Below are 20,115 nucleotides of genomic sequence, written 5' to 3'. Positions count from 1 at the left end.
CAAGCCGCGAACGTCTCCATCCGACCGTCTCCCTCTCACAAGGAGACACCCTCAGAATCCCGTTCGGACCAAAAATCCATATGCGATTCCCCTGCCCCTGTGGGGGAGGTGTCGGCGAAGCCGACGGAGGGGGGAGTGATCGGCCGGCGGCCTGATCCCGATCTTCGACCCCAAAACTCCCCCCACCGATCGCTGCGCGATCGCCTCCCCCACGGGGGGAGGATCTGGGAGGTGATCCAAACAAAAAAGGCGCGCTCCGCGAGGAGCGCGCCCTTGATGTTTGCCGATCCGAAAACCGCTATTGCAGCTTCGCGCCGACCTGGGCGATCGCCGCGTCGACGAGGCCGTCCGAGGCGCCGGTCGCGAGACGGGCGACCAGGATCTGCTCGGCGGCCTGGGCGGCCAGGTCGACAGCGGCCGACTTGACGTCGGCGGCGGCCTGGGCCTCGGCCTGGGCGATCTTGCGCTCGGCCATTTCGGCACGGCGGGTGATCTGCTCCTCGAGCCGGGCCTTGGCCTCGGACGCGATCAGAGCGGCGTCGGCCTTGGCGGCTTCCAGCATGCCGGCGGCCTGACGCTCGGCTTCTTCCCGCTGGGCCTTCACGTCCGCGAGCAGGGCCTGGGCCTCTTCCCGCAGTTGCTGGGCTTCGTCGAGTTCGGCCTTGATCTTGGCCGCGTGGGCGTCCAGCGCGCCGAACAGCGCGCCCGGCAGGACCTTGAGCACGACCAGCAGGCCGATGAACAGGGCCAGGCCGATCAGGACCCACAGCTCGGGATTGGCGAGATCGAAGAGGGCTTCGTGTTCCATCGTCGTCTCTCCCTAGGCCAGCGAGGCGGCGAGCTCGGCGGCCGAAGCCGCCTTGCCCGTCAGCTTCTCGACGATGGCCCCGGCCGTTTCCGAAGCCACCGCGCGGACGTGGCCCATGGCCTCGTCGCGGGCGGCCTGGATGCGGCCCTCGGCGGCGGCCAGCTTTTCGGCCAGCGCGGCCTCTTCCGTGGCCTGACGCTCGGCGGCTTCGGCCGAAGCCTTGGCCTTGGCGTCCGCCGCGGTCTTCTGGGCCTTGGCGCGGGCCTCGGCCACTTCGGCCGCGGCCGCGCGGGCCTGCACCTCGGCCTCGTCCTTCAGGCGACGGGCGTCGGCGATGTCGCCGGCGATCTTGGCGCCGCGGGTCTCGATCGCGCCGCTGACCCGGGGCAGAAGCGCCTTGGACAGCACCGCGTAGAGAACGGCGAAGATGAGCAGCAGCCAGACGATCTGGCCGCCCCAGTGCTGGAACTGCAGCTGGGGAAGCCCGCCGCTTTCCTGCCCGTGGGGGGGCTCAGTCGATTCGACCGTGCCGTGATGTTCCGTCGCCATGGGCGAAGAAGCCTCTCAAGATTTGGAGCCTTCTCGAACGCCGAGAAGGCTCGAAGAACGAGTCCGGGGCGCCGTCGATCCTCGGGACCGACCGCGCCCCAGGGTTTTACTTCGAGAACAGGATCAGGAAGGCGATGACCAGGGCGAAGATGCCCAGGGCTTCGGTCAGGGCCATGCCCAGGAACAGCATCGGACGCTCTTGAGCGGCCGCGGTCGGGTTGCGCAGGGCGCCTTGGAAGTAGTTGCCGAACATGATGCCCAGGCCGATGCCCGCGCCGATCATGCCGAGCATAGCCAGGCCGGCGCCGATGAACTTAGCGGCGGAAGCGTCCATGATTGAGACTCCTTGGGAAGTGGTGTGTTGGTTGGAAGACTAAGGGTTGATCAGTGGCTGTCGAGGTGCACGACGTCGTTCAGATAGACGCAGGTGAGCACCGCGAACACGAAGGCCTGAAGGAAGGCCACCATGAACTCTAGGGCCGTCAGGGCGACGACGGAGGTCAGCGACAGCAGGCCCACCAGCCAGTAGGCCGGGGCCATGGCCAGCAGGATGGCCACGAAGGTCGCGAAGATCTTCAGCACCACGTGGCCGCCCAGCATGTTGCCGAACAGACGAAGGGCCAGGGTGACCGGACGGATCAGGAACGAGATGATCTCGATCGGCACCAAGATGATGTAGAGCACCGGCGGCACGCCCGACGGGGCGAACAGCTTGAAGAACTTGAAGCCGTTCTTGGCGAAGCCGACGCCGATCACCGTCAGGATGACCATCATGCCCAGGGTCAGGGTCACGGCCAGCTGCGAGGTCGAGGTGAAGCCCAGGAAGTTGCCGGTCCAGCCGAACAGCATGCCTTGCAGGTTGGCGAACAGCACGAAGGCGAACAGGGTGAAGACGAAGGGCAGGTACTTCTTGCCGTCGTGGCCGATGATCGAGCTCGTCAGGCCGTCGGCGATCCCATAGAGCATCTCGCCCACGGTCTGCAGGCGGCCCGGAACGACCGCGCCCTTGCCGGCGAAGGCGTAGAAGGTGACGATCAGGAACGCCGACAACAGCATGGCGGCGATCGAGTTGGTGATCGACAGGTCGATCGCGCCCAGGCCCGGGACAGTAAAGGACGGCAGCTCCACGATCTTCTGGATCATGAACTGGTGCATCGGGTCGATCGGCGTGGCCAAGGCCCTAGTCTCTCTTCTGCTTGGGGGCGGTAGACCCGCCTCCCGTGTCTCCGTCGGTTACGTCCTTGGCGGACCTGGCCGACGCCTGCGCGCTCAGTTTTGTCGCCTTGCGGACGACGATGTAGATCGAAGACCCCATGCCGATCAGCAGACCGCCGACCATGCCCCAGGGCCCCGTGCCGGCGTAGCGGTCGAGCAGCCAGCCGAAGCCGAGCCCCACCAGGACGCCCCCGATCAGATCCGCCAGAAGACGATAGCCGTCCTGGGACGATTTCTCGTGCTCGGCGCGCTTCGGCGCTTCCGCCGCCTTCCGCGCCTCGAAAGCGGCGATCCGAGCGTCGAGGCTTTGCGGGGCCTTGTCGTTCGGTTCGTCGGCCTTGGGCATGGGAAGCGGTCAGGTCCGATAACGCCCGCGGCCGCCCCAAAAGAGGCGGTTTTCCGGCCGGCTTGATCGCGGCGGAACCTATAGGGCGCGCTGCGGTGCGTCAAGGTTGGGCGGTATCCTATCAAGTGGCCGTTTTGTAAGGGTTTTTGGAGATTTTCGAGCCGCGCGTCGGAATCATCGCGCCCTTACGTGATCGCGGACGGTTTCCGGCGAGGCGTTCCGTCGCGGAACCGGGCGTCGTCGCCTCCGTTTGGGCGCGGTTTGCAGATTTCCCTCGCCTCGCCGCTCGCGCCAACCCTATGGTACCGCAACCATGATCGGACGCCTCGACGCGCCGGCGGGTTCATCGAGGGAAGAAACCAGTCATGATCCGCGTAACCCGCACCCTGCTCGGCGCCGCGGCGCTGTGCGCGCTCCTCGCGCCGGCCGCCCTTTCGTCCGGCGCCCAGGCCGCCCCGGCCGTCAAGCCGCAGCCCCTGCCGGCCTACAGGAACTTCCATGCGGCGATCTACATCGCCGTCAACAACGCCAAGGAACTGGCCGACAAGGCCACCTTCGACCGCGAGTTCGAGCGCGCCAGCCGCCAGCTGCACTTCGACAAGGTGTATCTGGAAGTCTACCGCAGCAGCAACTTCGCCACCGACACGGAGATCGAGCGCGTCAAGGGCTGGTTCGAGGAACGCGGGATCACGGTGGCCGGCGGGATCACCCTGGCGACCGGCGGCGAGGGCGGGCAGTTCGGCACCTTCGACTACGAGAACCCCGCCCACCGGGCCGAGTGCGAGAAGGCCGTGCGCGTGGCGGCCAAGCATTTCGACGAGGTGATCCTCGACGACTTCTTCTTCTACACCTCCAAAAGCCCGGCCGACATCGCCGCCAAGGGCGACCGGTCGTGGAGCCAGTACCGGCTGGAGACCATGCGCAAGGTCAGCCAGGACCTGGTCCTGGGCCCGGCCAAGGCGGTCAATCCCAAGGTCCGGATGATCATCAAGTACCCCAACTGGTACGAGCACTTCCAGGGCACGGGCTACGACCTGGAGAAGCAGTCGCAGATGTTCGACGGCATCTATACCGGCACCGAGACCCGCGACCCGGTGGTCACCGACCAGCTGCTGCAGCAGTACGAGAGCTATTCGATCGTCCGCTACTACGACAACATCCGCCCCAAAGGCTCCAACGGCGGCAAGGGCAACGGCGGCGGCTGGGTCGACACCTTCTCGACCCTCTATGTCGACCGCTACGCCGAGCAGCTGTGGGACACCCTGCTGGCCAAGGCGCCGGAGATCACCCTGTTCAACTGGCGGCCGATGAACGAGGCCAAGGCCGTCGAGCCGGGCGAGCGCCCGTGGAAGGACAAGGCCACCAGCTTCGACTGGAAGGCCATGGTCGCCAGCTACAAGCCCTCGGGCCAGGCGGGGGATCCCGGCCCCGGCTGGGGCCGCGCGGCGGGCTGGTCGCTGGAGAAGATCGACAAGGACCTGGGCCTGCTGGGCAATCCGATCGGGATCGCCAGCTACAAGCCCTACCAGTCGTCAGGCGACGACTTCCTGCACAACTATCTGGGCAATATCGGCATACCGATCGAGCTGTCGCCCAACTTCCCCAAGAACGCGGACGTGGCCCTGCTGACCCAGGCGGCGGCCAGGGACCCGAAGATCGTCGAGGAGATCAAGGGCAACCTGCTGGCCGGCAAGACGGTGTTCATCACCTCGGGCCTGCTGAACGCGCTGCAGGGCAAGGGCATCGAGGACATCCTCGAGGTGCGCGACACCGGCCGCAAGGTGGCCCTGCACGACTTCCTGAACGGCTACGGCGCGGGCAATGGCGAGAGCCTGAACGATCCCAAACGCGACAATCCGCCGGTGCTGTTCCCGGAACTGGCCTTCTACACCAACGACAGCTGGGGGATCATCCGCGGCGTGGCCAACGCTAAGGGCTTCCCGATCCTGCTGATGAACCGTTACGGCGGCGGGGTGCTCTACGTGATCACCATGCCCGAGAACCCGGGCGACCTCTACAACCTGCCCCAGGGCGTGACGACCGAGATCAAGCGCTACCTGCAGCGCGACTTTCCGGTGCGGTTGGATGCGCCCGACCGGGTCAGCCTGTTCGCCTACGACAACGGAACCTTCGTGGTGCAGTCGTTCCGCGACGACGACACCGACGTGAACCTGTCGCTGCTGGGCGCGGGGGTGAAACTGCGCGACATGGCCACGGGCAAGCTGGTCGAGGCCAAGGCCCCCGACGGCAAGGCCGACGCCTGGCGGCGCCAGGGCGTGCCGGCCCGCACCGAGTTCGCCGCCGCGGTCGCGCCGCACAGCTACACGGTCTATCGAATCGAGAAGTGACGCTCGAAACTTCCCGGCGCGAATGGTCGCGCCGGGGATCACCAATTGCTTTTTCCGGCGTTTTGGGGTCTTAGGAGCGCACTTTCCACCAACCAGAAGATTCATGTCGCACCTGAAGAACACCGGCTTCGCCGATCGCATCACCGCCGCAGCCGAAGCCAAGAAGGCCATGCTGGCCAAGATGAAGGTGAAGCCCACCGTTCAGGACCCCAACTTCGAGCAGCGCCACGCCGAGCGCGAAGCCGAGCTGGAACGGGTCCGCGCCGAGCGCGCCGCGATCAAGGAAGCCGCCCGCCAGGAAATCCTGGCCCGCGAAGAGGCCGCCCTCGCCGAGAAGCGCGCCGAGCGCAAGGAGCGCAAGGCCCTGACCGCCGCCGAGCAAAAGGCCGCTCGCGACGCCAAGTACGCCGCCCGCAAGGCGCGCCAGAAGTAATCATCGATACTCGTTCCATCGCGCGGTTCCGGCCCGTATGAGGGCGGATCGCGCGGGGGCTTGAGCTGGATGCACGTCGATTTCGCCCTGCTGGCCATCATGTTCGCCGTGGCCATGGTCGCCGGGGCGTTCGACGCCATCGCCGGCGGCGGCGGCCTGCTGACCGTCCCGGCCCTGCTGCTGACCGGCATGAACCCCGTCGCGGCCCTGGGCACCAACAAGCTGCAGGGCGCGGTCAGCGCCATCTCCTCCACCAGCGCCTTTGCAAGGCGGGGTCTGATCGACTGGAAGACCGCCCTGCCGGTCGCCGGGACGGCCGCGGTCGCCGGCCTCTGCGGCGCCCTGTGCGCCAGCCTGCTGTCGCCGCGCGTGCTGGCGGCGCTGGTGCCGGTGCTGCTGATCGTCATCGCCCTCTATTTCGGCTTCTCGAAGGGGCTGAAGGGCGAGGACGTCCATCCCCGCCTGACCCTGCCGGTTTTCGCCTTTTGCGTGACGCCACTGATCGGCTTCTATGACGGGATCTTCGGACCCGGGGCGGGGGCCTTCTACATGGTGGCCATCGTCACCCTGCTGGGCTACGGCGCGCTGAAGGCCACGGCCCACACCAAGCTGGCCAATGCGGCCTCGAATCTGGGCAGCCTGTCGCTGTTCATCCTGAAGGGGGTTGTGGTCTGGCCGATCGGCCTGGCCATGGCGGCCGGCGCGTTCATCGGCGCGCAGATCGGCTCGCGCCTGGCCATGCGGTTCGGGGCCCGGCTGATCCGGCCGCTGCTGGTGATGATGTCCTGCGCCATGGCGGTGAAGCTGCTGAGCGACCCGGCGAACCCGCTGCGGCACGCGGTGGTGGGGCTTTTCGGCGGCTAGCACTTGCCCCCTACGGGTCGCTTCGCGACCGTCTTCCCCCAGAGGGGGAAGAGCCTAAGCGCAAGGCTCCGCCCCCTATGGGAGCGGACAGACGGCGAAGCCGTCAGGTGGGGGCAAGTCAGTGAGTTACTGCGCCGCCACCAGTTGCTCCGCCGTCGACAGGTCGACGCTGACCAGCTGGCTGACCCCGCGCTCGGCCATGGTCACGCCGAACAGGCGGTCCATCCGGCTCATGGTCACCGGGTTGTGGGTGATGGCGATGAACCGTGTCCGGGTGCGCCGGCGCATCTCGTCCAGCATGTTGCAGTAGCGGTCGACATTGGCGTCATCCAGCGGGGCGTCCACCTCGTCCAGCACGCAGATCGGGGCCGGATTGGCCAGGAAGACGCCGAAGATCAGGGCGCTGGCCGTCAGGGCCTGCTCGCCGCCGCTCATCAGGCTCATGCTGGCCATGCGCTTGCCGGGCGGGCAGGCGAAGATCTCCAGCCCGGCTTCCAGCGGGTCGTCGCTCTCGATCAGCTTCAGCTCGGCCTGGCCGCCGCCGAACAGGGCCTGGAAGAGCGTCTGGAAGTTGGCGTTGATCACGTCGAACGCCGCCAGCAGGCGCTCGCGGCCCTCGGCGTTCAACTCCTCGATGCCGGCTCGCAGCTTGCCCACCGCGCCCGACAGGTCGGCCCGTTCGGTGCGCATGGTCTCCAGCCGCGCGGCGTATTCGTTGGCCTCCTCCTCGGCGCGCAGGTTCACCGGACCGATCGCGTCCCGCTCACGCTCCAGCGCGAACAGGTGAGCCTCGACCCCGGCGGCGTCCTTGGGCACGGCCACGGCCTCGCCGGCCACGTGGCGGCCCAGCTCCTCCGGCTCCATGCGGGCCTGTTCGCGGATCGCCCCGGCCACCTCGGCGAAGCGGTCGCGGGCCGCGTCCAAGGTGGCCACCAGGCCGGCGCGCTTCTCGCGGGCCTCCGAGGCGGCCTGTTCGGCCGCGCGGGCCGCGCGATCGGCGTTGAGCCGGGCGGTCTCGGCGGCCTCCAGGGCGTCGGAGGCCTTGGCGCGGCGATCCTCGGCGGCCGCGAACTGCTCGACGATGACCATCAGCTTGCCGGCCAGCACGGTCGGCGCCTCGCGGGCGGCCTCCAGGGCGGCGGCGGCCTTGATCCGATCGGCCTCCAGGCTGGTCTCGCGCCGAGCTGAGGCCTCGCGGCGCTTGGCCCAGTCGGCGTGGTCACGCTCCAGGCTCTCCAGGCGGCGGGCGCGGCCGGCGGTCTCGCGCGTCTCCTGGTCCAGGGCCGAGCGGGCGGCGGCGGCGGCTTCGCGGGCGGCGGTGGCGGCCTGGCGGGCGGCGGCCAGGCGCGGGGCCAGGTCCTCGGCGCTCTCGACCCCGGCGCTCTCGGCGCGGACGGCGGTCAGGGCGGCCTCGGCCTCGACCCGCTCGGCCTCGAAACGGGCGATGGTGTCGTCCAGCGACTGGGCGCGGGCCTCGCGCTGGGCGGACTCCCGCTCGTAGCGGGCCACCTGCTCGCGAGCGCCCGTCAGCAGGCGCTCGGCCTCGGGCGGACCGCGGCGCTTGTCGCGCAGCGTCTCTTCGGCAACCCGCAGAGCGTCGGCGGCGGTCTTCAGGGCGGCGGCCGCGGCCTCGGCGCGTGGGGCGACCTGGTCGATCTCGGCCTCGACCTCGGCCAGGCGGGTGCGCTGCTCCAACCGGACCGCGGCGGGCTTGGGGGCGTCGGCCCGGGCCGTGAAACCGTCCCAGCGCCACAGGTCGCCTTCCTTCGAGACCAGCCGCGCCCCGACCGGCAGGCCCTTGGCCAGGCGGTCGCCGTCGGCCCGCTCGACCACGGCCACGTGCGACAGGCGGGCCGCCAACTCCGGTGGAGCCTTGATCAGCGGGGCCAGCGGCTGGGCGCCGTCGGGCCAGGCCACGGGTTTCGGTTCGCCGCCCGCCCAGAACGACGGGGCGCGGGGATCCAGCGCCGCCTCCAGGTCGTCACCGAGGGCGGCGGCCAGGGCCGCGCCGTAACCCTTGTCGGGGGTCACCGCGTCGAGGGCCGGCGAGAAGCCGCTCTTGGCGCGCGGGGCGGTCAGCTGGGCCAGGCCCCGGGCCTCGGTGCGCAGCCGGCCCAACTGGTCCTCGACCTTGCGGGCCAGGTCGCGGGCCTGGGCCTCGGCGGCGGCGGCCTTGACCCGAAGCGCTTCCGCGTCCTCAAGAGCCTGCCGGGCTGACGCCAGTCCCGCCTCGGCGTTGGCGAAGCGCTGGCGGGCCTCGGCGGCGGCCGGGTCGACCACGGGGCCGACGGCGGCGCGCTCGGCCTTGGCCTGGTCCAGGGCCCGGATCGTGCGGGCCAGGCGGCTCTCGGCCTCGGCCAGGCGCTGGGCGGCGGCGCGAGCCCGGGCGTCCTCGGCGGCGACGCGGGCGGCCAGCTGCTCGACCTCGGTGTCAGCCTTGGCCCGCTGCTCCTCGGCGGCCTTGGCGGCGGCGGCCAGTTCCGGCCCACGCGCAGGGGCCGCGGCGATCTGGGCGCGCAGTTCGGTCAGCTCGACCTCGGCCCGCGCCAGGGCCTGGACGGCGTCCTGCAGCCCTTGCGCCTCGCGGGCCCGGTCGTCGTCGATGCGGGTCAGGTCGGCCGACAGCCGCTCGAACTCGGCCTGGGCGGCCTCGGCCTCGCGCTCGGCCCGGTCCTTCTGGATGGCCAGCTGGCCCAGGATCGCCTGGGCGATCGAGGCCTCCTCGCGCAGCGGCGGCATGGCGGTCTCGGCCGCCAGGATCGCGGTCTGGGCGGCGGCGGCGGCGCGGGCGGTGTCTTCGACGGCGCGGGCGGCCTCGGTGGCCTCGCCCTGGGTGCGGTTGAGGGTGTCGCGGGCCTCGGTCCAGCGCGTGTAGAGCACCGCCCCCTGCACGGCGCGGATCTCGGCCGACAGCCGCTTGTATTTTTCGGCCTGGCGAGCCTCGCGGCGCAAGCGGCCCAGCGCCGTCTCCAGCTCGCGGGCCACGTCCTCCAGCCGCGAGAGATTGGCCTCGGCGGCGCGCAGCCGCAGCTCGGCCTCGTGGCGGCGGGTGTGCAGGCCCGAGACCCCAGCCGCCTCTTCCAGGATGCGGCGGCGGTTCTGCGGCTTGGCGCCGATCAGCTCGCTGATCTGGCCCTGGCGAACCAGGGCCGGCGAGTTGGCGCCGGTCGAGGCGTCGGCGAACAGCAGCTGGACGTCGCGCGCCCGCACCTCGCGGCCGTTGATCCGGTAGGTCGAGCCCTCGCCGCGGTCGATGCGGCGCACGACCTCCAGCACCGGATCGTCATTGAACTGGGCCGGCGCCGTGCGGTCGGCGTTGTCGATGGTCAGGGTGACGTCGGCGTGGTTACGGGCCGGGCGGGCGCCGCTGCCGGCGAAGATCACGTCGTCCATGCCGCCCGCGCGCATGGCCTTGGCCGAGTTGGCGCCCATCACCCAGCGCAGGGCTTCCAGCAGGTTGGACTTGCCGCAGCCGTTCGGGCCGACGATCCCCGTCAGGCCCGGCTCGATCCGGAACTCGGTCGGCTCGACGAAGGACTTGAATCCCGAAAGGCGCAGGCGCTGGAATTGCACGGCGCGCGCCCGCCCCTCAGCCCTTGCCGGGCTTGGTTTGCGCCGCCTTGGCGATCGCGCCGGCGAAGGTCTCGATCGGCAGGCCGCCTTCGTAGCGCTGGCCGTTGACGAAGAAGGTCGGGGTGAACTGGACCTTGTCGCGCTCGGCGGCCTTGTCGACCCGGGCGTTGATGGCGTCCAGCCCGGCCTTGTCCTGCAGGGCGGCGGTGAACTGTTCTTCGGTCAGGCCAAAGCTCTTGCCGATCTTCAGCAGGCCGCCCCACAGGTCCTGGCTCTCGAAGATCGCCGCCTGCTGCTTGAAGACCGCGTCGATCACCTGGAAATAGCGGGCCGGCCCCACCCGCCGGGCCAGCAGGTAGCCGGCGGCGGCGAACTGGGTCGGTTCGGTCAGGAACTCGCGGAACACGTAGCGAACCTTGCCCGTGTCGATGAACCGGGTCTTGAAGACGGAAAACACCTCGTTGTTCCAGTGGGCGCAGTGGGTGCAGGACAGCGAGGCGTACTCCACCACCTGCACCTTGGCCTTGGGCGAGCCCAGGACCATGTCGCCCTCGGCCGGCGGCAGCGGCGCGGCGCGCGCGATCGTCGGCGCGGCGGTCAGGACCAGGCCTGAAGCCGCCGCTCCCAAGACGGGAAGGCCCGTTCCGATCAGGGCGCGCCGGTCGAGGATCATTTCGCGGCCGCCTCGGCCGCGGCGATCGCGGCGTCCAGCTGGGCCATCGACTGCTCGCCGCCGTCGTCGCCGCCGGCCTTCTTGCCGTTGATGATGAAGGTCGGGGTGCCGGTGATCTTGGCGTCGGCCTGGTACTTCTCGACCCGGGCGTTCAGGGCCTTGAGCGCCTTCTCGTCGGTGACGCAGCTGGTGAACTGGGCCTCGTCCATGCCGGCCGACTGGGCGATGCGCAGCAGCACGCCGCGATAGTCGCCGGTCGTGAACATTTCTTCCTGCGAGTGATAGACCGAGTCCAGCACCGAGAAATATTTATCCTTGCCGGCGCAGCGGGCCATCAGGAACGAGGCGGAGGCCACCTGCACCGGCTCGGTCAGGAACTCGCGGTAGACGTAGTGCACCCGGCCGGTGTCGATGTACTTGGTCTTGAAGGCCGGGAAGACCTCGTTGTTCCAGCGGCCGCAGTGGATGCAGGAAGCCGAGGCGTACTCGACGACGGTGACCTTGGCGTTGGCGTTGCCCAGCGACATGTCGTCGGCGGACACCGAATCTTTCTTGTCGCAGCCGGCGAGCGCGACGCCCAGAGAGGCGGTGAGGGCGACGGCGGTCAGAAGCCGGCGGGTCAGCGGACGCATGTGATCTTCCCTGGAAGAGGCGTGAACAGTGAAGTTAAGCGCGATTCTTTAGTCGCGTGAAAAGGGCGCGGATAAGGCGTCGCATCAGCCTATCGGACGTCTGGTTGTCAATCTAGAGACGCCGGTCAGCGGGGATCGCGCAGCACGCCTCGGCCCAGCTTTAGCAGGGCGTCCTTCAGGCCGCCGACCGGCTGGTTGGCCAGGCTGTCGGCCAGGTCGCGCTCCTGGGCGGCGTCCAGCGGCGGCCTGCGGCGGGGGCGGGCGACGACCGGCGCGGCCTGGGCCTTCACGGGGCCTTGGACGATGCGCAGCTTGGTCACCGTCCCCTTGCCCAGCAGCAGGTCCAGGCGCTGGGTGATCTGCGGCGCCTGGTGCTGGATCAGCGAGGCCACGGGCCCGTCGACCCGCAGCTCCAGCGTGCCGCCTTCGCCGGTGCGGCTCTTGATCACGCGGACGGGCTCGGTGCGGCGCGCCAGGGTCTCGCCGACGATCTCGCGCCAGCGGGCCTGCAGCACGGCGGGGCCCTGGCCGAATTTCTCGTCCAGCTGCTTGATCAGCGGGGCCAGCGACTTGCCGGCGGGCGGCGGTGGTCGCCGCTGCGGACGCGTGCGACGGCGCTTGAGGATCTCGAGGGCTTCTTCCGCGGTGGGCAGGGGGCGACGGCGCATGGGGGGAGGTTAGCAGAGGCGAGGGATGGTCCCAATGCCGTCGTCCGAGTTTGCGGTTGGGGACAGGCCCATGGGCCTGTCCCCGCCAGAGGGACGTCCCATCCGGGATGACAGGCTCGGGCGTGGTCTGCCATACGAACATCATGCTCGACATCCCCGCCCTCCGCGCCGCCCTGCTGGCCTGGTACGACGCCCAGGCGCGGGACCTGCCATGGCGCACCGGGCCGGCGGCCGGCAAGGCCGGGGCGCGGTCGGACCCCTACCGCGTCTGGCTGTCGGAGGTGATGCTGCAGCAGACCACCGTGCCGCACGCCGCGCCCTATTTCCTGAGCTTCACCCAGCGCTGGCCGACGGTCTCGGACCTGGCGGCGGTGGAGGACGGGGAACTGATGGCCGCCTGGGCCGGCCTCGGCTACTACGCCCGGGCCCGCAACCTGCTGGCCTGCGCCCGGGCGGTGGCGGCCGAGCACGGCGGGGTCTTTCCCGACACCGAGGAGGCCTTGCGGGCCCTGCCCGGCGTGGGCGCCTACACCGCCGCCGCCGTGGCCGCCATCGCCTTCGACCGTCCGGCCAATGTCGTCGACGGCAATGTCGAGCGGGTGATGGCCCGGCTGTTCGCGGTCGAGGACCCGGTGCCCGACGCCAAGCCGGAGCTGAAGCGCCTGGCCGGCGACCTGGTCACCGCTGACCGTCCTGGCGACTGGGCCCAGGCGCTGATGGACCTGGGGGCGACGGTCTGTCGGCCCAAGCAGCCGCTGTGCGACCGCTGCCCGGTCCGGCCGTGGTGCGAGGGCTTCAGGACGGGCGCGCCGGAGACCTATCCCCGCAAATTGAAGAAGGCGGACAGGCCGCACCGCCATGGTGTGGCCTATGTGCTGACTCGCGGCGAAGTGACCGCCCTGGTCCGCCGGCCGCCCAAGGGGCTGCTCGGCGGCATGCTCGGCCTGCCGACCAGCGACTGGCGGGATCGTCCGTGGAGCGACGCCGAGGCCACCGAGGTCGCTCCGGTCGCCGGCGCCTGGCGGGACCTCGGCACGGTCGACCACGTCTTCACCCACTTTTCCCTGACCCTGAGGGTGCTGCGGGCCGAGAGCAACGGCGAGGGGGATTTCGTCTGGACCGCGCCGGATGGGCTGGCGGCGCTGCCCAGCGTGTTCCTGAAGGCGGCGAAGGCAGGACGCGATCGGTTGGTCTGAGCCCCAAACCCGCTCATCCCGGCGAATGCCGGGACCCAGATCCCAAGGCGCTCGAGCTGATTGGATCAGCGCCGCGCTCATGGAGCCCACGACACCGCTATTCCATCTGGATCCCGGCATTCGCCGGGATGAGCGGGTTTAAAGAAATTTGTCCATCACCGCCGGGATCTCGCCCGCGATCTCGCGCGCCAGGAAGCCCAGCGTCCCGACGCTCTTGCTGAGCCGCGCCCCCGCCTCGCCGTGCAGGAAGACGCCCCAGGCCGCGGCCTCGAACGGCGGGACGCCGCGCGCCAGCAGGCCGGCGATCACCCCGCCCAGCACGTCGCCCGAGCCGGAAACGCCCAGCCCCACCCCGCCGCCGGCATAGAGGCCGGCCGCGCCGTCCGGCCCCACCACGTGGGTGCGGGCGCCCTTCATCACGATCACCGCTTCGAACCGTTCGGCGGCCTCGCGCGCGGCGGCCAGGGGATCGGCCTCGATCTCGGCCTTTTCCCGCTTGAGCAGCTTGGCCATCTCGCCGGAATGCGGCGTCAGGACCAGGCCGCCCGCCACCGGCGGCGCCGCAGGCAGCGCGCTCAGGGCCCCGGCGTCCAGCACCGTCGGCTGGACCGGAGACAGGTCGAGCAGGGCGCGGGCCATGCCCTCGTCGTCGCGCATCATGCCCGGACCGATCAGCAGGGCGTCGCAGGCTTCCACGTGTTCGGCCAGGATCCGGGCGCCGTCCGCCGTGGGTCGGCCGTCCGTGGTCTGGGGCAGGGCGAAGACCCGGGCCTCGGGCACGGCCACGGTCAGGGCGACGATCGCGTTTTCCGGCGCGGCCAACTGCAGCTTGCCGGCCCCGGCTCGCAGCGCCGCCTCGCCCGCCAGCCGTATCGCCCCGGCCAGTTCCAGCCCGCCGCCGACCACCAGCACCCGCCCGCGCGCCTCCTTGCCGCCGTCGCCGGGCATGGGCAGACGATGGGCGTGCATCCAGGCCCTGTCCAACGCCAGGAGGTCGTTCACCGGGCGGCCACATTGGCGTCAGGCTCGGCGGTGACCGGCGCGGCCTGGTCTTCCAGCGGGGCGGTGAAGTTGTAGCGAGCCAGCTTCAGCCCGCCGTCCGGACCGCAATCGGGGTCGAAGCGGTATTCCGTGACGCCGCAATTGGCGATGTCGGCCTGGCGATCGATGGCCAGGATCTGGTCCTCGGTCAGGCTTTCCAGCAGGTAGCGCAGGCACAGCACCACCACCTGGTGGGCGACGATCATCACCCGGTCGCCGCCGTGGTGCAGGCTGATGGTGTCGAGCACGCTGCGCAGCCGCAGGATCACGTCGCACCAGCTCTCGCCCCCCGGCGGCCGGTGGTAGAACTTGCCCAGCAGGCGACGGAACTCGGCTTGTTCTGGGAACTGCGCCTCGATGCCCAGGCGGGTCAGGCGGTCCAGGATCCCGAACTCCTTCTCGCGCAGCCGCTCGTCGATGCAGAACTTGCTGTCTCGCGCGGCCATGCCGCCGGCGTCGCGGATGTGTTGGCTGGTCTGGATCGCCCGACGATAGGGCGAGGTCATCAGGGTGCGCGGCCGCTCGTCCTCCGGCAGCGACGCCAGCCAGCGGCCCAGGGCGCTGGCCTGCTCCTCGCCCAGCGGACTGAGCGCCACGTCCATGTCGCGGTCGGCGATGTCGATCCGCCCAAGCCCCGCGGCGTCGGCCGCGTCGCGCGCGACATTGCCGGCGCTCTGGCCATGGCGGACGATCCAGAGGGTGGTGGGCCAGCGCTGTTCCATGCGGGGTTAACCCGCGAGGTCGGCGATGGGTTCGCTGGGCGCCTTGCGTCCTTCGAGGCCCGCTGGCGCGGGCGCCTCAGGACGAGGAGCGTTGTACTGAATTCCTCATCCTGAGGTGTGAGCCGACGGCGAGCCTCGAAGGACGCAAGGCGCGTCAGTTCATCCCCGCCCGCACCTGGCTGCGCAGGACGTCGATCGGGGCCAGGCCCTTGTCGGTCTTGAAGTGCCAGTAGGTCCAGCCGTTGCAGGCCGGGGCCGACTGCACCAGGGCGCCGACCTTGTGGATCGAGCCCGACAGGTCGCCGACGCAGATCGAGCCGTCCGGGCGCACCTTGGCCGCATGGGCGCCCTTGGCGCAGTAGAGGGTGTCGCCCGGGTGCAGCAGGCCGGCCTCGACGATGGTGCCGAACGGCACGCGCGGCTCGGCCCTCTTCGAGCCCATGACATCCAGATCTTGCGGAGAGATCGGAACCACCTTGGCGATGCGTTCCTTGGCGTGGGCGATGTACTCGGCCTCGCGCTCGATGCCGACGAACCGGCGGCCCAGGCGCTTGGCGGCCGCGCCGGTGGTGCCGACCCCGAAGAACGGGTCGAGGATCACGTCGCCCGGCTTGGTCGTCGACAGGATCACCCGGTAGAGCAGGGCCTCGGGCTTCTGGGTCGGGTGGGCCTTGTTTCCGTCGGCGCCCTTGATGCGCTCCTCGCCGGTGCACAGCGGGATGGTCCAGTCCGAGCGCATCTGCACCTCGTCATTGGCCATCTTCAGGGCGTCGTAGTTGAAGGTGTAGCGCTTGGCGCCCTGGCTCTTGGAAGCCCAGATCAGGGTTTCGTGGGCGTTGGCGAAGCGGGTGCCCTTGAAGTTGGGCATCGGGTTGGACTTGCGCCAGATGACGTCGTTGAGGATCCAGAAGCCCAGGTCCTGCACGGCCACGCCGACGCGGAAGATGTTGTGGTAGCTGCCGATCACCCAGATCGCGCCGTCGTCCTTCAGCACCCGGCGGGCCGCCTTCAGCCACTCGCGGGTGAATTTGTCGTAGGCGGCGAAGCTCTCGAACTGGTCCCAGTGGTCGTCGACCGCGTCGACCTTGGAATTGTCGGGCCGCAACAGGTCGCCGCCCAGCTGCAGGTTATAGGGCGGATCGGCGAAGATCAGGTCCACGGACTTTTCGGGCAGGGCGTTCATCGCCTCGATGCAGTCGCCCTGGATGATGGTTTCAGGCCCGAAGGACATGTCCGCTTCCCGTCAAAAACACTGAGCGGAATCATGAGTCTAGCTAGTAAATAGTGTGTTGATGGACATGGTTATCGGCCGTTAACCCTAGCGGCGGCCGACGGACTGAGTCTGATCAGACTCAGAAAATCCAGCGTCGTCAGGGCGATACTTGATGTTCCCTAAATGTTCTGAAATGCTGGCGACCAGACTTTCGCGCCGGATTTCGAGGGAGCCATGGCCGTCATTCGCGGACTGATCGCCGCCAGCCTGGACGGCTATGTGGCCGGCCTCGACGGGAGCGTTGCGACCCTGGCGCCGTTCGTTTCGGTGGACCACGGCTACCAGCGGTTCATCGAGCAGGTCGGCACGGTGGTGATGGGCCGACGCACCTATGACCTGATCCCCAGCCTCGGGGTCGGCTGGCCCTATGCCGGCAAGCGGGCCCTGGTGCTGACCTCGGGGCGCGGCTCCAGCGTGCGCGAGAAGACCCGGTTCTGGACCGACGGCCTGCCGGCCCTGGTCGCTCATCTGCGCGACCTGGACGACGGCGACGTCTGGGTGGTCGGCGGCGGGCGGCTGATGGCCGGCATGATCGAGGCCGGCGCGCTGGACCGGCTGGAGCTGCTGGTCGCGCCGGTGCTGCTGGGCGAGGGACGGTCGCTGTTTCCGAAGGCCTCGGCGGGTCTGAGGGACATGCGGTTGAACGGGGTCGAGGCGCTGGAGCGCGGGGTGGTCCTGCTGGATTACGGACTGAGCTACCGACGGGTTCGGACGCTGGCCGTCGCCTCCTGAGACGGCCAGCGGATCGCCCGCCGCGACGCCTCAGAACCGCGGCCGGAAATCCCGCGGCGCCCAGCCGAAATCCCGCCGGGCCGGGGCGTCGTCGAAGGTCAGGTCCTGGGCCATGCGGTCGGCCATGGTCGCGGTGGCCCCGGGATAGAACGGCTTGGCCAGGGTCAGCAGCAGGCGGAACAGCCAGGGGGGTAGGGCCAGGATCATCGGCCGGCGGCCAAGGCCGGCATAGATCCGCTCGGCCATCACCCGATAGGTCAGGGTCTCGCCGCCCACCAAGTCGTAGGCCTTGTCCCGCGCCGCCGGCGCCTCGGCCGCCGCGATCGCACCTCCCGCCAGGTCGTCGGCGTGCACCGGCTGGCGCAGGCCTTCGCCGCGGCCGGACAGCGGCAGCACCTTGAACCGGCGGATCAGGCCGGCCAGGCGGCTGACATTGGCGTCGCGGCCTTCGACATAGATCAGGGTGGGCCGCAGGATCGTCCAGGCCACGCCGTGCTCGGTGCAGAACGCCTCGACCCGGGCCTCGGACTCGGCCAGCGACCGGGCCACCGCCCGCTCCGAGGGTTCCGCCGACTCCAGCTTGGTGAAGCGGCTGGTCGAGGAGAACGCCACCAGCCGGGTCATGCCGCGGGCCTCGAGGGCTGGCAGGGCCCCGGGCAGCAGCCAGATCGGCGACAGCGAGAACACCGTGGCGACCGGCGGCAACTCGTCGGCCAGGTTCGGGTCGGCCAGGTCGCCGTCCACCCAGCAGACGTCGTCGCTGGGTGGACGGCGGCTCAACGAGATCGGCGTGATCCCCTGGGCGTTCAGCCGCGCCAGCATGAAGCCGCCGATCAGGCTGGTGGCCCCCAGCACCAGAACCGGCGAGGCCAGGCCCGTCGGCGCCTGGGCCGAAGGCGAGGGGGCCGACGACGGAGGAGTGTTTTCAGCGTCCATCTTCCTCCTATAGTCGGGCCACGAGCGACGACCCAGGACTTTGGCCATGACCTTCGAGGACGTGCGCGCCTTCGCCTTCAAACTGCCGGGCGTCGCCGACGGAACGGCCTATGGCCATCCGTGCCTGAAGGCGCACGGCAAGTTCCTGACCCGCGTCTGGGACGACGGCGACACCCTGATCTGCCCCGGCGTCGGTTTCGACGAGCGCGAGCTGCTAATCGAGGCCGAACCCGACACCTTCTTCGTCACCGACCACTACAGGAACTATCCCTATATCCTGATCCGCCTCTCGCGGGTCGCGGCCGGCACGGTGGAGCGGCTGATCGAACGCCGGTGGCGGGCGACGGCGCCGCGCAAGCTGCTCAAGGCCCATGACGCGGAGACGGCATGAAGGTCCTCTGGCGAAGCGGGGCGGCGGGACTGGTCTGGCTGGGCCTGGCGGTGCAGTTCTGGCTGATGGTCCACGGTCGCCCGCCGGCCGAGGCCGCCCACGCGGTCGTCAAGTTCCTGAGCTTCTTCACGGTGCTGAGCAACATCGCGGTGGGGACCCTGCTGGCCGCCCCGGTCCTGGCGGCCGACCGGCCGCTGGGGCGGTGGGCGCAGCGGGCCGGAACCCGCGTGGCGGTCGGCGTCTATATCGCCATCACGGCCGGGATCTACCACACCCTGCTCGCGGGGCTGTGGCGGCCGACCGGCCTGCAGCTGCTCGCCGACACCCTGCTGCACACGGTGACCCCGGCCCTGTTCCTGGTCGACTTCCTGGCTTTCCCGCCGGGCGAGGCGGCCAGGTGGCGCTCAGCCTGGAAAGCGCTGGTCTTTCCCCTGGCCTACGGCGCCTGGTCGCTGGTCCACGGGGCGGCGACCGGCTTCTATCCCTATCCGTTTCTCGACGTGGGCAAGCGCGGCTACGGCGCGGTGCTGGTGACCATGCTGCTGATGGGCGCGGGCTTCTACGCGGTGACCCTGGCCCTGACCGGCCTGCAGCATCTGCAACGGCGGCTGGCGCGACGGCCCCGAGCGCCTATATCGGCCTGAGCCCCTCTCCCGGAGATCCGCGATGCCCCATACCATCCCCGACCTCCGCGCGGGCGACGTGGCCATGCCCGTCATCGGCCTGGGCACCTGGCAGCTGGAGGGCGGCGCCGCCCAGGCCATGGTCGAGAAGGCCCTGGAGCTGGGCTACCGCCACATCGACACCGCCCAGGCCTATCGCAACGAGCAGGACGTCGGGGCGGCGCTGGCGGCCACCGGCGTGCCGCGCGACCAGGTCTTCCTGACCACCAAGGTCTGGGTCGACCAGTTCGCCCAGGGCGACCTGCAGCGCTCGGTCGAGGCCAGTCTCAAGCGCCTGAAGGTCCCTCGGGTCGACCTCCTGCTGCTGCACTGGCCCAAGCCGAAGCCGGCCCTGTCGGAAACCCTGGCGGCGCTGAACGACGTCCACGGCCGCGGCCTGACCCGCGCCATCGGCCTGTCGAACTTCCCGTCCGCCCTGATGGCCAAGGCCCAGACGGCCTCGGAGGCGCCGATCGCCACCAACCAGGTCGAGTACCACCCCTACCTGTCGCAAAGGACGCTGATCGCCAAGGCCCGGGCGATGGGCTCGACGCTCACCGCCTGGTCGCCCCTGGCCCAGGGCAAGGTGGCGACCGATCCCGTGCTGATCGCGATCGGCCAGGCCCACGGCAAGACTCCGGGCCAGGTGACCCTGCGCTGGCAGATCCAACAGGGCGTGGCCACCATTCCCCGCACCCGCAATCCGGCCCGCCTGGCCGAGAACTTCGACATCTTCGACTTCGCCCTGTCGGACGACGAAATGGCGCGGATCTTCGCCCTGGCGCGGCCGGACGGGCGGCTGGGAGAGTGGCTGGATCCGGCGTTCGAATGGGACGTGGATTAGGACCCTCCCCCTGTGGGGGAGGCGATCGCGCAGCGATCGGTGGGGGGAGTCTTTGGGCGGTAGATCCTGGCGGTGGCGAGCTCTCGATCACGCCCCCCTCCGTCGGCTACGCCGACACCTCCCCCACAGGGCAGGGCTATCGCATATGACCCAGGAGTGAGAGCAGGAAGGTTTCATCCCAGCCGGCGCGCTTGATCTTGGTCTTGATG

21 protein-coding genes are annotated in these 20,115 nt (G+C 69.9%); 8 read left to right on the top strand and 13 right to left on the bottom strand.

The window, feature by feature from the left end:
• Positions 1-298: 298 nt before the first annotated feature.
• The 5 genes from ASD47_RS21155 to ASD47_RS21135 form a co-directional block, all read right to left on the bottom strand.
• Complete coding sequence (locus ASD47_RS21155) at positions 299-808, bottom strand: F0F1 ATP synthase subunit B (RefSeq protein ID WP_056760898.1); 510 nt, start codon at positions 806-808, stop codon at positions 299-301.
• A 12-nt stretch (positions 809-820) separates the two neighbouring features.
• Complete coding sequence (locus ASD47_RS21150) at positions 821-1,357, bottom strand: ATP synthase F0 subunit B' (protein WP_056760895.1); 537 nt, start codon at positions 1,355-1,357, stop codon at positions 821-823.
• Between the two features lie 106 nt (positions 1,358-1,463).
• The gene (locus ASD47_RS21145; RefSeq protein WP_018061086.1) at positions 1,464-1,691 is read right to left on the bottom strand and encodes a F0F1 ATP synthase subunit C; all 228 of its coding nucleotides are present in this window, start codon (positions 1,689-1,691) and stop codon (positions 1,464-1,466) included.
• 50 nt (positions 1,692-1,741) lie between these two features.
• Positions 1,742-2,512, bottom strand: a complete 771-nt coding sequence (locus ASD47_RS21140; protein ID WP_056760908.1) for a F0F1 ATP synthase subunit A — start codon at positions 2,510-2,512, stop codon at positions 1,742-1,744.
• Positions 2,513-2,537: 25 nt separating this feature from the next.
• A complete protein-coding gene (locus ASD47_RS21135; RefSeq protein ID WP_056760892.1) occupies positions 2,538-2,918 on the bottom strand; it encodes an AtpZ/AtpI family protein in 381 nt (126 codons plus the stop codon).
• 365 nt (positions 2,919-3,283) lie between these two features.
• Here ASD47_RS21135 and ASD47_RS21130 point away from each other — a divergent pair, with 365 nt between their 5' ends.
• The 3 genes from ASD47_RS21130 to ASD47_RS21120 all read left to right on the top strand — a co-directional run bounded on the left by ASD47_RS21130 (position 3,284) and on the right by ASD47_RS21120 (position 6,563).
• Complete coding sequence (locus ASD47_RS21130) at positions 3,284-5,266, top strand: hypothetical protein (RefSeq protein ID WP_056760890.1); 1,983 nt, start codon at positions 3,284-3,286, stop codon at positions 5,264-5,266.
• 103 nt (positions 5,267-5,369) lie between these two features.
• The gene (locus tag ASD47_RS21125) at positions 5,370-5,699 is read left to right on the top strand and encodes a DUF6481 family protein (RefSeq protein ID WP_035076867.1); all 330 of its coding nucleotides are present in this window, start codon (positions 5,370-5,372) and stop codon (positions 5,697-5,699) included.
• Positions 5,700-5,768: 69 nt separating this feature from the next.
• On the top strand, positions 5,769-6,563 hold the full coding sequence (locus ASD47_RS21120; protein WP_056760887.1) for a TSUP family transporter: 795 nt from the start codon (positions 5,769-5,771) through the stop codon (positions 6,561-6,563).
• 126 nt (positions 6,564-6,689) lie between these two features.
• Here ASD47_RS21120 and ASD47_RS21115 read toward each other — a convergent pair whose 3' ends face one another.
• From ASD47_RS21115 to ASD47_RS21100, 4 genes are all read right to left on the bottom strand, one after another.
• Positions 6,690-10,136, bottom strand: a complete 3,447-nt coding sequence (locus ASD47_RS21115; RefSeq protein WP_056760884.1) for an AAA family ATPase — start codon at positions 10,134-10,136, stop codon at positions 6,690-6,692.
• 16 nt (positions 10,137-10,152) lie between these two features.
• Positions 10,153-10,809: a DsbA family protein gene (locus ASD47_RS21110; protein ID WP_056760881.1), complete on the bottom strand. Its 657-nt coding sequence runs from the start codon at positions 10,807-10,809 to the stop codon at positions 10,153-10,155.
• A complete protein-coding gene (locus ASD47_RS21105) occupies positions 10,806-11,441 on the bottom strand; it encodes a thioredoxin domain-containing protein (RefSeq protein ID WP_056760879.1) in 636 nt (211 codons plus the stop codon). Before ASD47_RS21105 ends, ASD47_RS21110 begins: the two co-directional genes overlap by 4 nt.
• Positions 11,442-11,566: 125 nt before the next feature.
• The gene (locus ASD47_RS21100) at positions 11,567-12,109 is read right to left on the bottom strand and encodes a DUF721 domain-containing protein (RefSeq protein ID WP_056760876.1); all 543 of its coding nucleotides are present in this window, start codon (positions 12,107-12,109) and stop codon (positions 11,567-11,569) included.
• Positions 12,110-12,252: 143 nt separating this feature from the next.
• Here ASD47_RS21100 and mutY point away from each other — a divergent pair, with 143 nt between their 5' ends.
• Entirely contained in the window at positions 12,253-13,305 is a 1,053-nt protein-coding gene (gene mutY, locus ASD47_RS21095; protein WP_056760873.1) for an A/G-specific adenine glycosylase, read from the top strand.
• Between the two features lie 138 nt (positions 13,306-13,443).
• Here mutY and ASD47_RS21090 read toward each other — a convergent pair whose 3' ends face one another.
• The 3 genes from ASD47_RS21090 to ASD47_RS21080 form a co-directional block, all read right to left on the bottom strand.
• Positions 13,444-14,274: an NAD(P)H-hydrate dehydratase gene (locus tag ASD47_RS21090; protein WP_056760905.1), complete on the bottom strand. Its 831-nt coding sequence runs from the start codon at positions 14,272-14,274 to the stop codon at positions 13,444-13,446.
• A gap of 29 nt (positions 14,275-14,303) precedes the next feature.
• Positions 14,304-15,068, bottom strand: a complete 765-nt coding sequence (locus ASD47_RS21085; protein ID WP_056760867.1) for a histidine phosphatase family protein — start codon at positions 15,066-15,068, stop codon at positions 14,304-14,306.
• A gap of 154 nt (positions 15,069-15,222) precedes the next feature.
• Positions 15,223-16,299 (bottom strand): site-specific DNA-methyltransferase, encoded by a 1,077-nt coding sequence (locus ASD47_RS21080; RefSeq protein WP_056760865.1) that lies wholly within the window; start codon positions 16,297-16,299, stop codon positions 15,223-15,225.
• A gap of 216 nt (positions 16,300-16,515) precedes the next feature.
• Between ASD47_RS21080 and ASD47_RS21075 the strand changes: the two genes are divergently transcribed.
• Entirely contained in the window at positions 16,516-17,073 is a 558-nt protein-coding gene (locus ASD47_RS21075) for a dihydrofolate reductase family protein (RefSeq protein WP_082564738.1), read from the top strand.
• 30 nt (positions 17,074-17,103) lie between these two features.
• Here ASD47_RS21075 and ASD47_RS21070 read toward each other — a convergent pair whose 3' ends face one another.
• A complete protein-coding gene (locus ASD47_RS21070) occupies positions 17,104-18,009 on the bottom strand; it encodes an NAD(P)-dependent oxidoreductase (protein ID WP_156402361.1) in 906 nt (301 codons plus the stop codon).
• A gap of 46 nt (positions 18,010-18,055) precedes the next feature.
• Here ASD47_RS21070 and ASD47_RS21065 point away from each other — a divergent pair, with 46 nt between their 5' ends.
• The 3 genes from ASD47_RS21065 to ASD47_RS21055 are packed head-to-tail and all read left to right on the top strand — an operon-like array spanning position 18,056 to position 19,906.
• A complete protein-coding gene (locus ASD47_RS21065) occupies positions 18,056-18,400 on the top strand; it encodes an MmcQ/YjbR family DNA-binding protein (RefSeq protein ID WP_156402360.1) in 345 nt (114 codons plus the stop codon).
• Entirely contained in the window at positions 18,397-19,044 is a 648-nt protein-coding gene (locus ASD47_RS21060) for a Pr6Pr family membrane protein (RefSeq protein ID WP_056760859.1), read from the top strand. The genes ASD47_RS21065 and ASD47_RS21060 overlap by 4 nt, the downstream gene beginning before the upstream one ends.
• Before the next feature lie 22 nt (positions 19,045-19,066).
• Positions 19,067-19,906 carry an aldo/keto reductase gene (locus tag ASD47_RS21055; protein WP_056760857.1) on the top strand — a complete coding sequence of 280 codons (840 nt, stop codon included), beginning with the start codon at positions 19,067-19,069 and terminating at the stop codon, positions 19,904-19,906.
• The last annotated feature ends 209 nt before the right edge of the window (positions 19,907-20,115 follow it).

The organism is Caulobacter sp. Root1472, from assembly GCF_001426985.1.
Lineage (GTDB): Bacteria > Pseudomonadota > Alphaproteobacteria > Caulobacterales > Caulobacteraceae > Caulobacter > Caulobacter rhizosphaerae.
Note: the sequence above shows the minus strand (reverse complement) of the source record. Positions and strands in the feature narration are given on the sequence as shown.

Bases quoted from the DNA above. Each gene is read 5' to 3' on its own strand.
- ASD47_RS21140 (WP_056760908.1), bottom strand. From the start codon at position 2,512: ATGCACCAGTTCATGATCCAGAAGATCGTGGAGCTGCCGTCCTTTACT.
- mutY (WP_056760873.1), top strand. From the start codon at position 12,253: ATGCTCGACATCCCCGCCCTCCGCGCCGCCCTGCTGGCCTGGTACGAC.
- ASD47_RS21075 (WP_082564738.1), top strand. From the start codon at position 16,516: ATGGCCGTCATTCGCGGACTGATCGCCGCCAGCCTGGACGGCTATGTG.
- ASD47_RS21085 (WP_056760867.1), bottom strand. From the start codon at position 15,068: ATGGAACAGCGCTGGCCCACCACCCTCTGGATCGTCCGCCATGGCCAG.
- ASD47_RS21105 (WP_056760879.1), bottom strand. From the start codon at position 11,441: ATGCGTCCGCTGACCCGCCGGCTTCTGACCGCCGTCGCCCTCACCGCC.
- ASD47_RS21080 (WP_056760865.1), bottom strand. From the start codon at position 16,299: ATGTCCTTCGGGCCTGAAACCATCATCCAGGGCGACTGCATCGAGGCG.
- ASD47_RS21145 (WP_018061086.1), bottom strand. From the start codon at position 1,691: ATGGACGCTTCCGCCGCTAAGTTCATCGGCGCCGGCCTGGCTATGCTC.
- ASD47_RS21120 (WP_056760887.1), top strand. From the start codon at position 5,769: ATGCACGTCGATTTCGCCCTGCTGGCCATCATGTTCGCCGTGGCCATG.
- ASD47_RS21055 (WP_056760857.1), top strand. From the start codon at position 19,067: ATGCCCCATACCATCCCCGACCTCCGCGCGGGCGACGTGGCCATGCCC.
- ASD47_RS21150 (WP_056760895.1), bottom strand. From the start codon at position 1,357: ATGGCGACGGAACATCACGGCACGGTCGAATCGACTGAGCCCCCCCAC.
- ASD47_RS21065 (WP_156402360.1), top strand. From the start codon at position 18,056: ATGACCTTCGAGGACGTGCGCGCCTTCGCCTTCAAACTGCCGGGCGTC.
- ASD47_RS21060 (WP_056760859.1), top strand. From the start codon at position 18,397: ATGAAGGTCCTCTGGCGAAGCGGGGCGGCGGGACTGGTCTGGCTGGGC.
- ASD47_RS21135 (WP_056760892.1), bottom strand. From the start codon at position 2,918: ATGCCCAAGGCCGACGAACCGAACGACAAGGCCCCGCAAAGCCTCGAC.
- ASD47_RS21070 (WP_156402361.1), bottom strand. From the start codon at position 18,009: ATGGACGCTGAAAACACTCCTCCGTCGTCGGCCCCCTCGCCTTCGGCC.
- ASD47_RS21110 (WP_056760881.1), bottom strand. From the start codon at position 10,809: ATGATCCTCGACCGGCGCGCCCTGATCGGAACGGGCCTTCCCGTCTTG.
- ASD47_RS21130 (WP_056760890.1), top strand. From the start codon at position 3,284: ATGATCCGCGTAACCCGCACCCTGCTCGGCGCCGCGGCGCTGTGCGCG.
- ASD47_RS21100 (WP_056760876.1), bottom strand. From the start codon at position 12,109: ATGCGCCGTCGCCCCCTGCCCACCGCGGAAGAAGCCCTCGAGATCCTC.
- ASD47_RS21125 (WP_035076867.1), top strand. From the start codon at position 5,370: ATGTCGCACCTGAAGAACACCGGCTTCGCCGATCGCATCACCGCCGCA.
- ASD47_RS21155 (WP_056760898.1), bottom strand. From the start codon at position 808: ATGGAACACGAAGCCCTCTTCGATCTCGCCAATCCCGAGCTGTGGGTC.
- ASD47_RS21090 (WP_056760905.1), bottom strand. From the start codon at position 14,274: ATGCACGCCCATCGTCTGCCCATGCCCGGCGACGGCGGCAAGGAGGCG.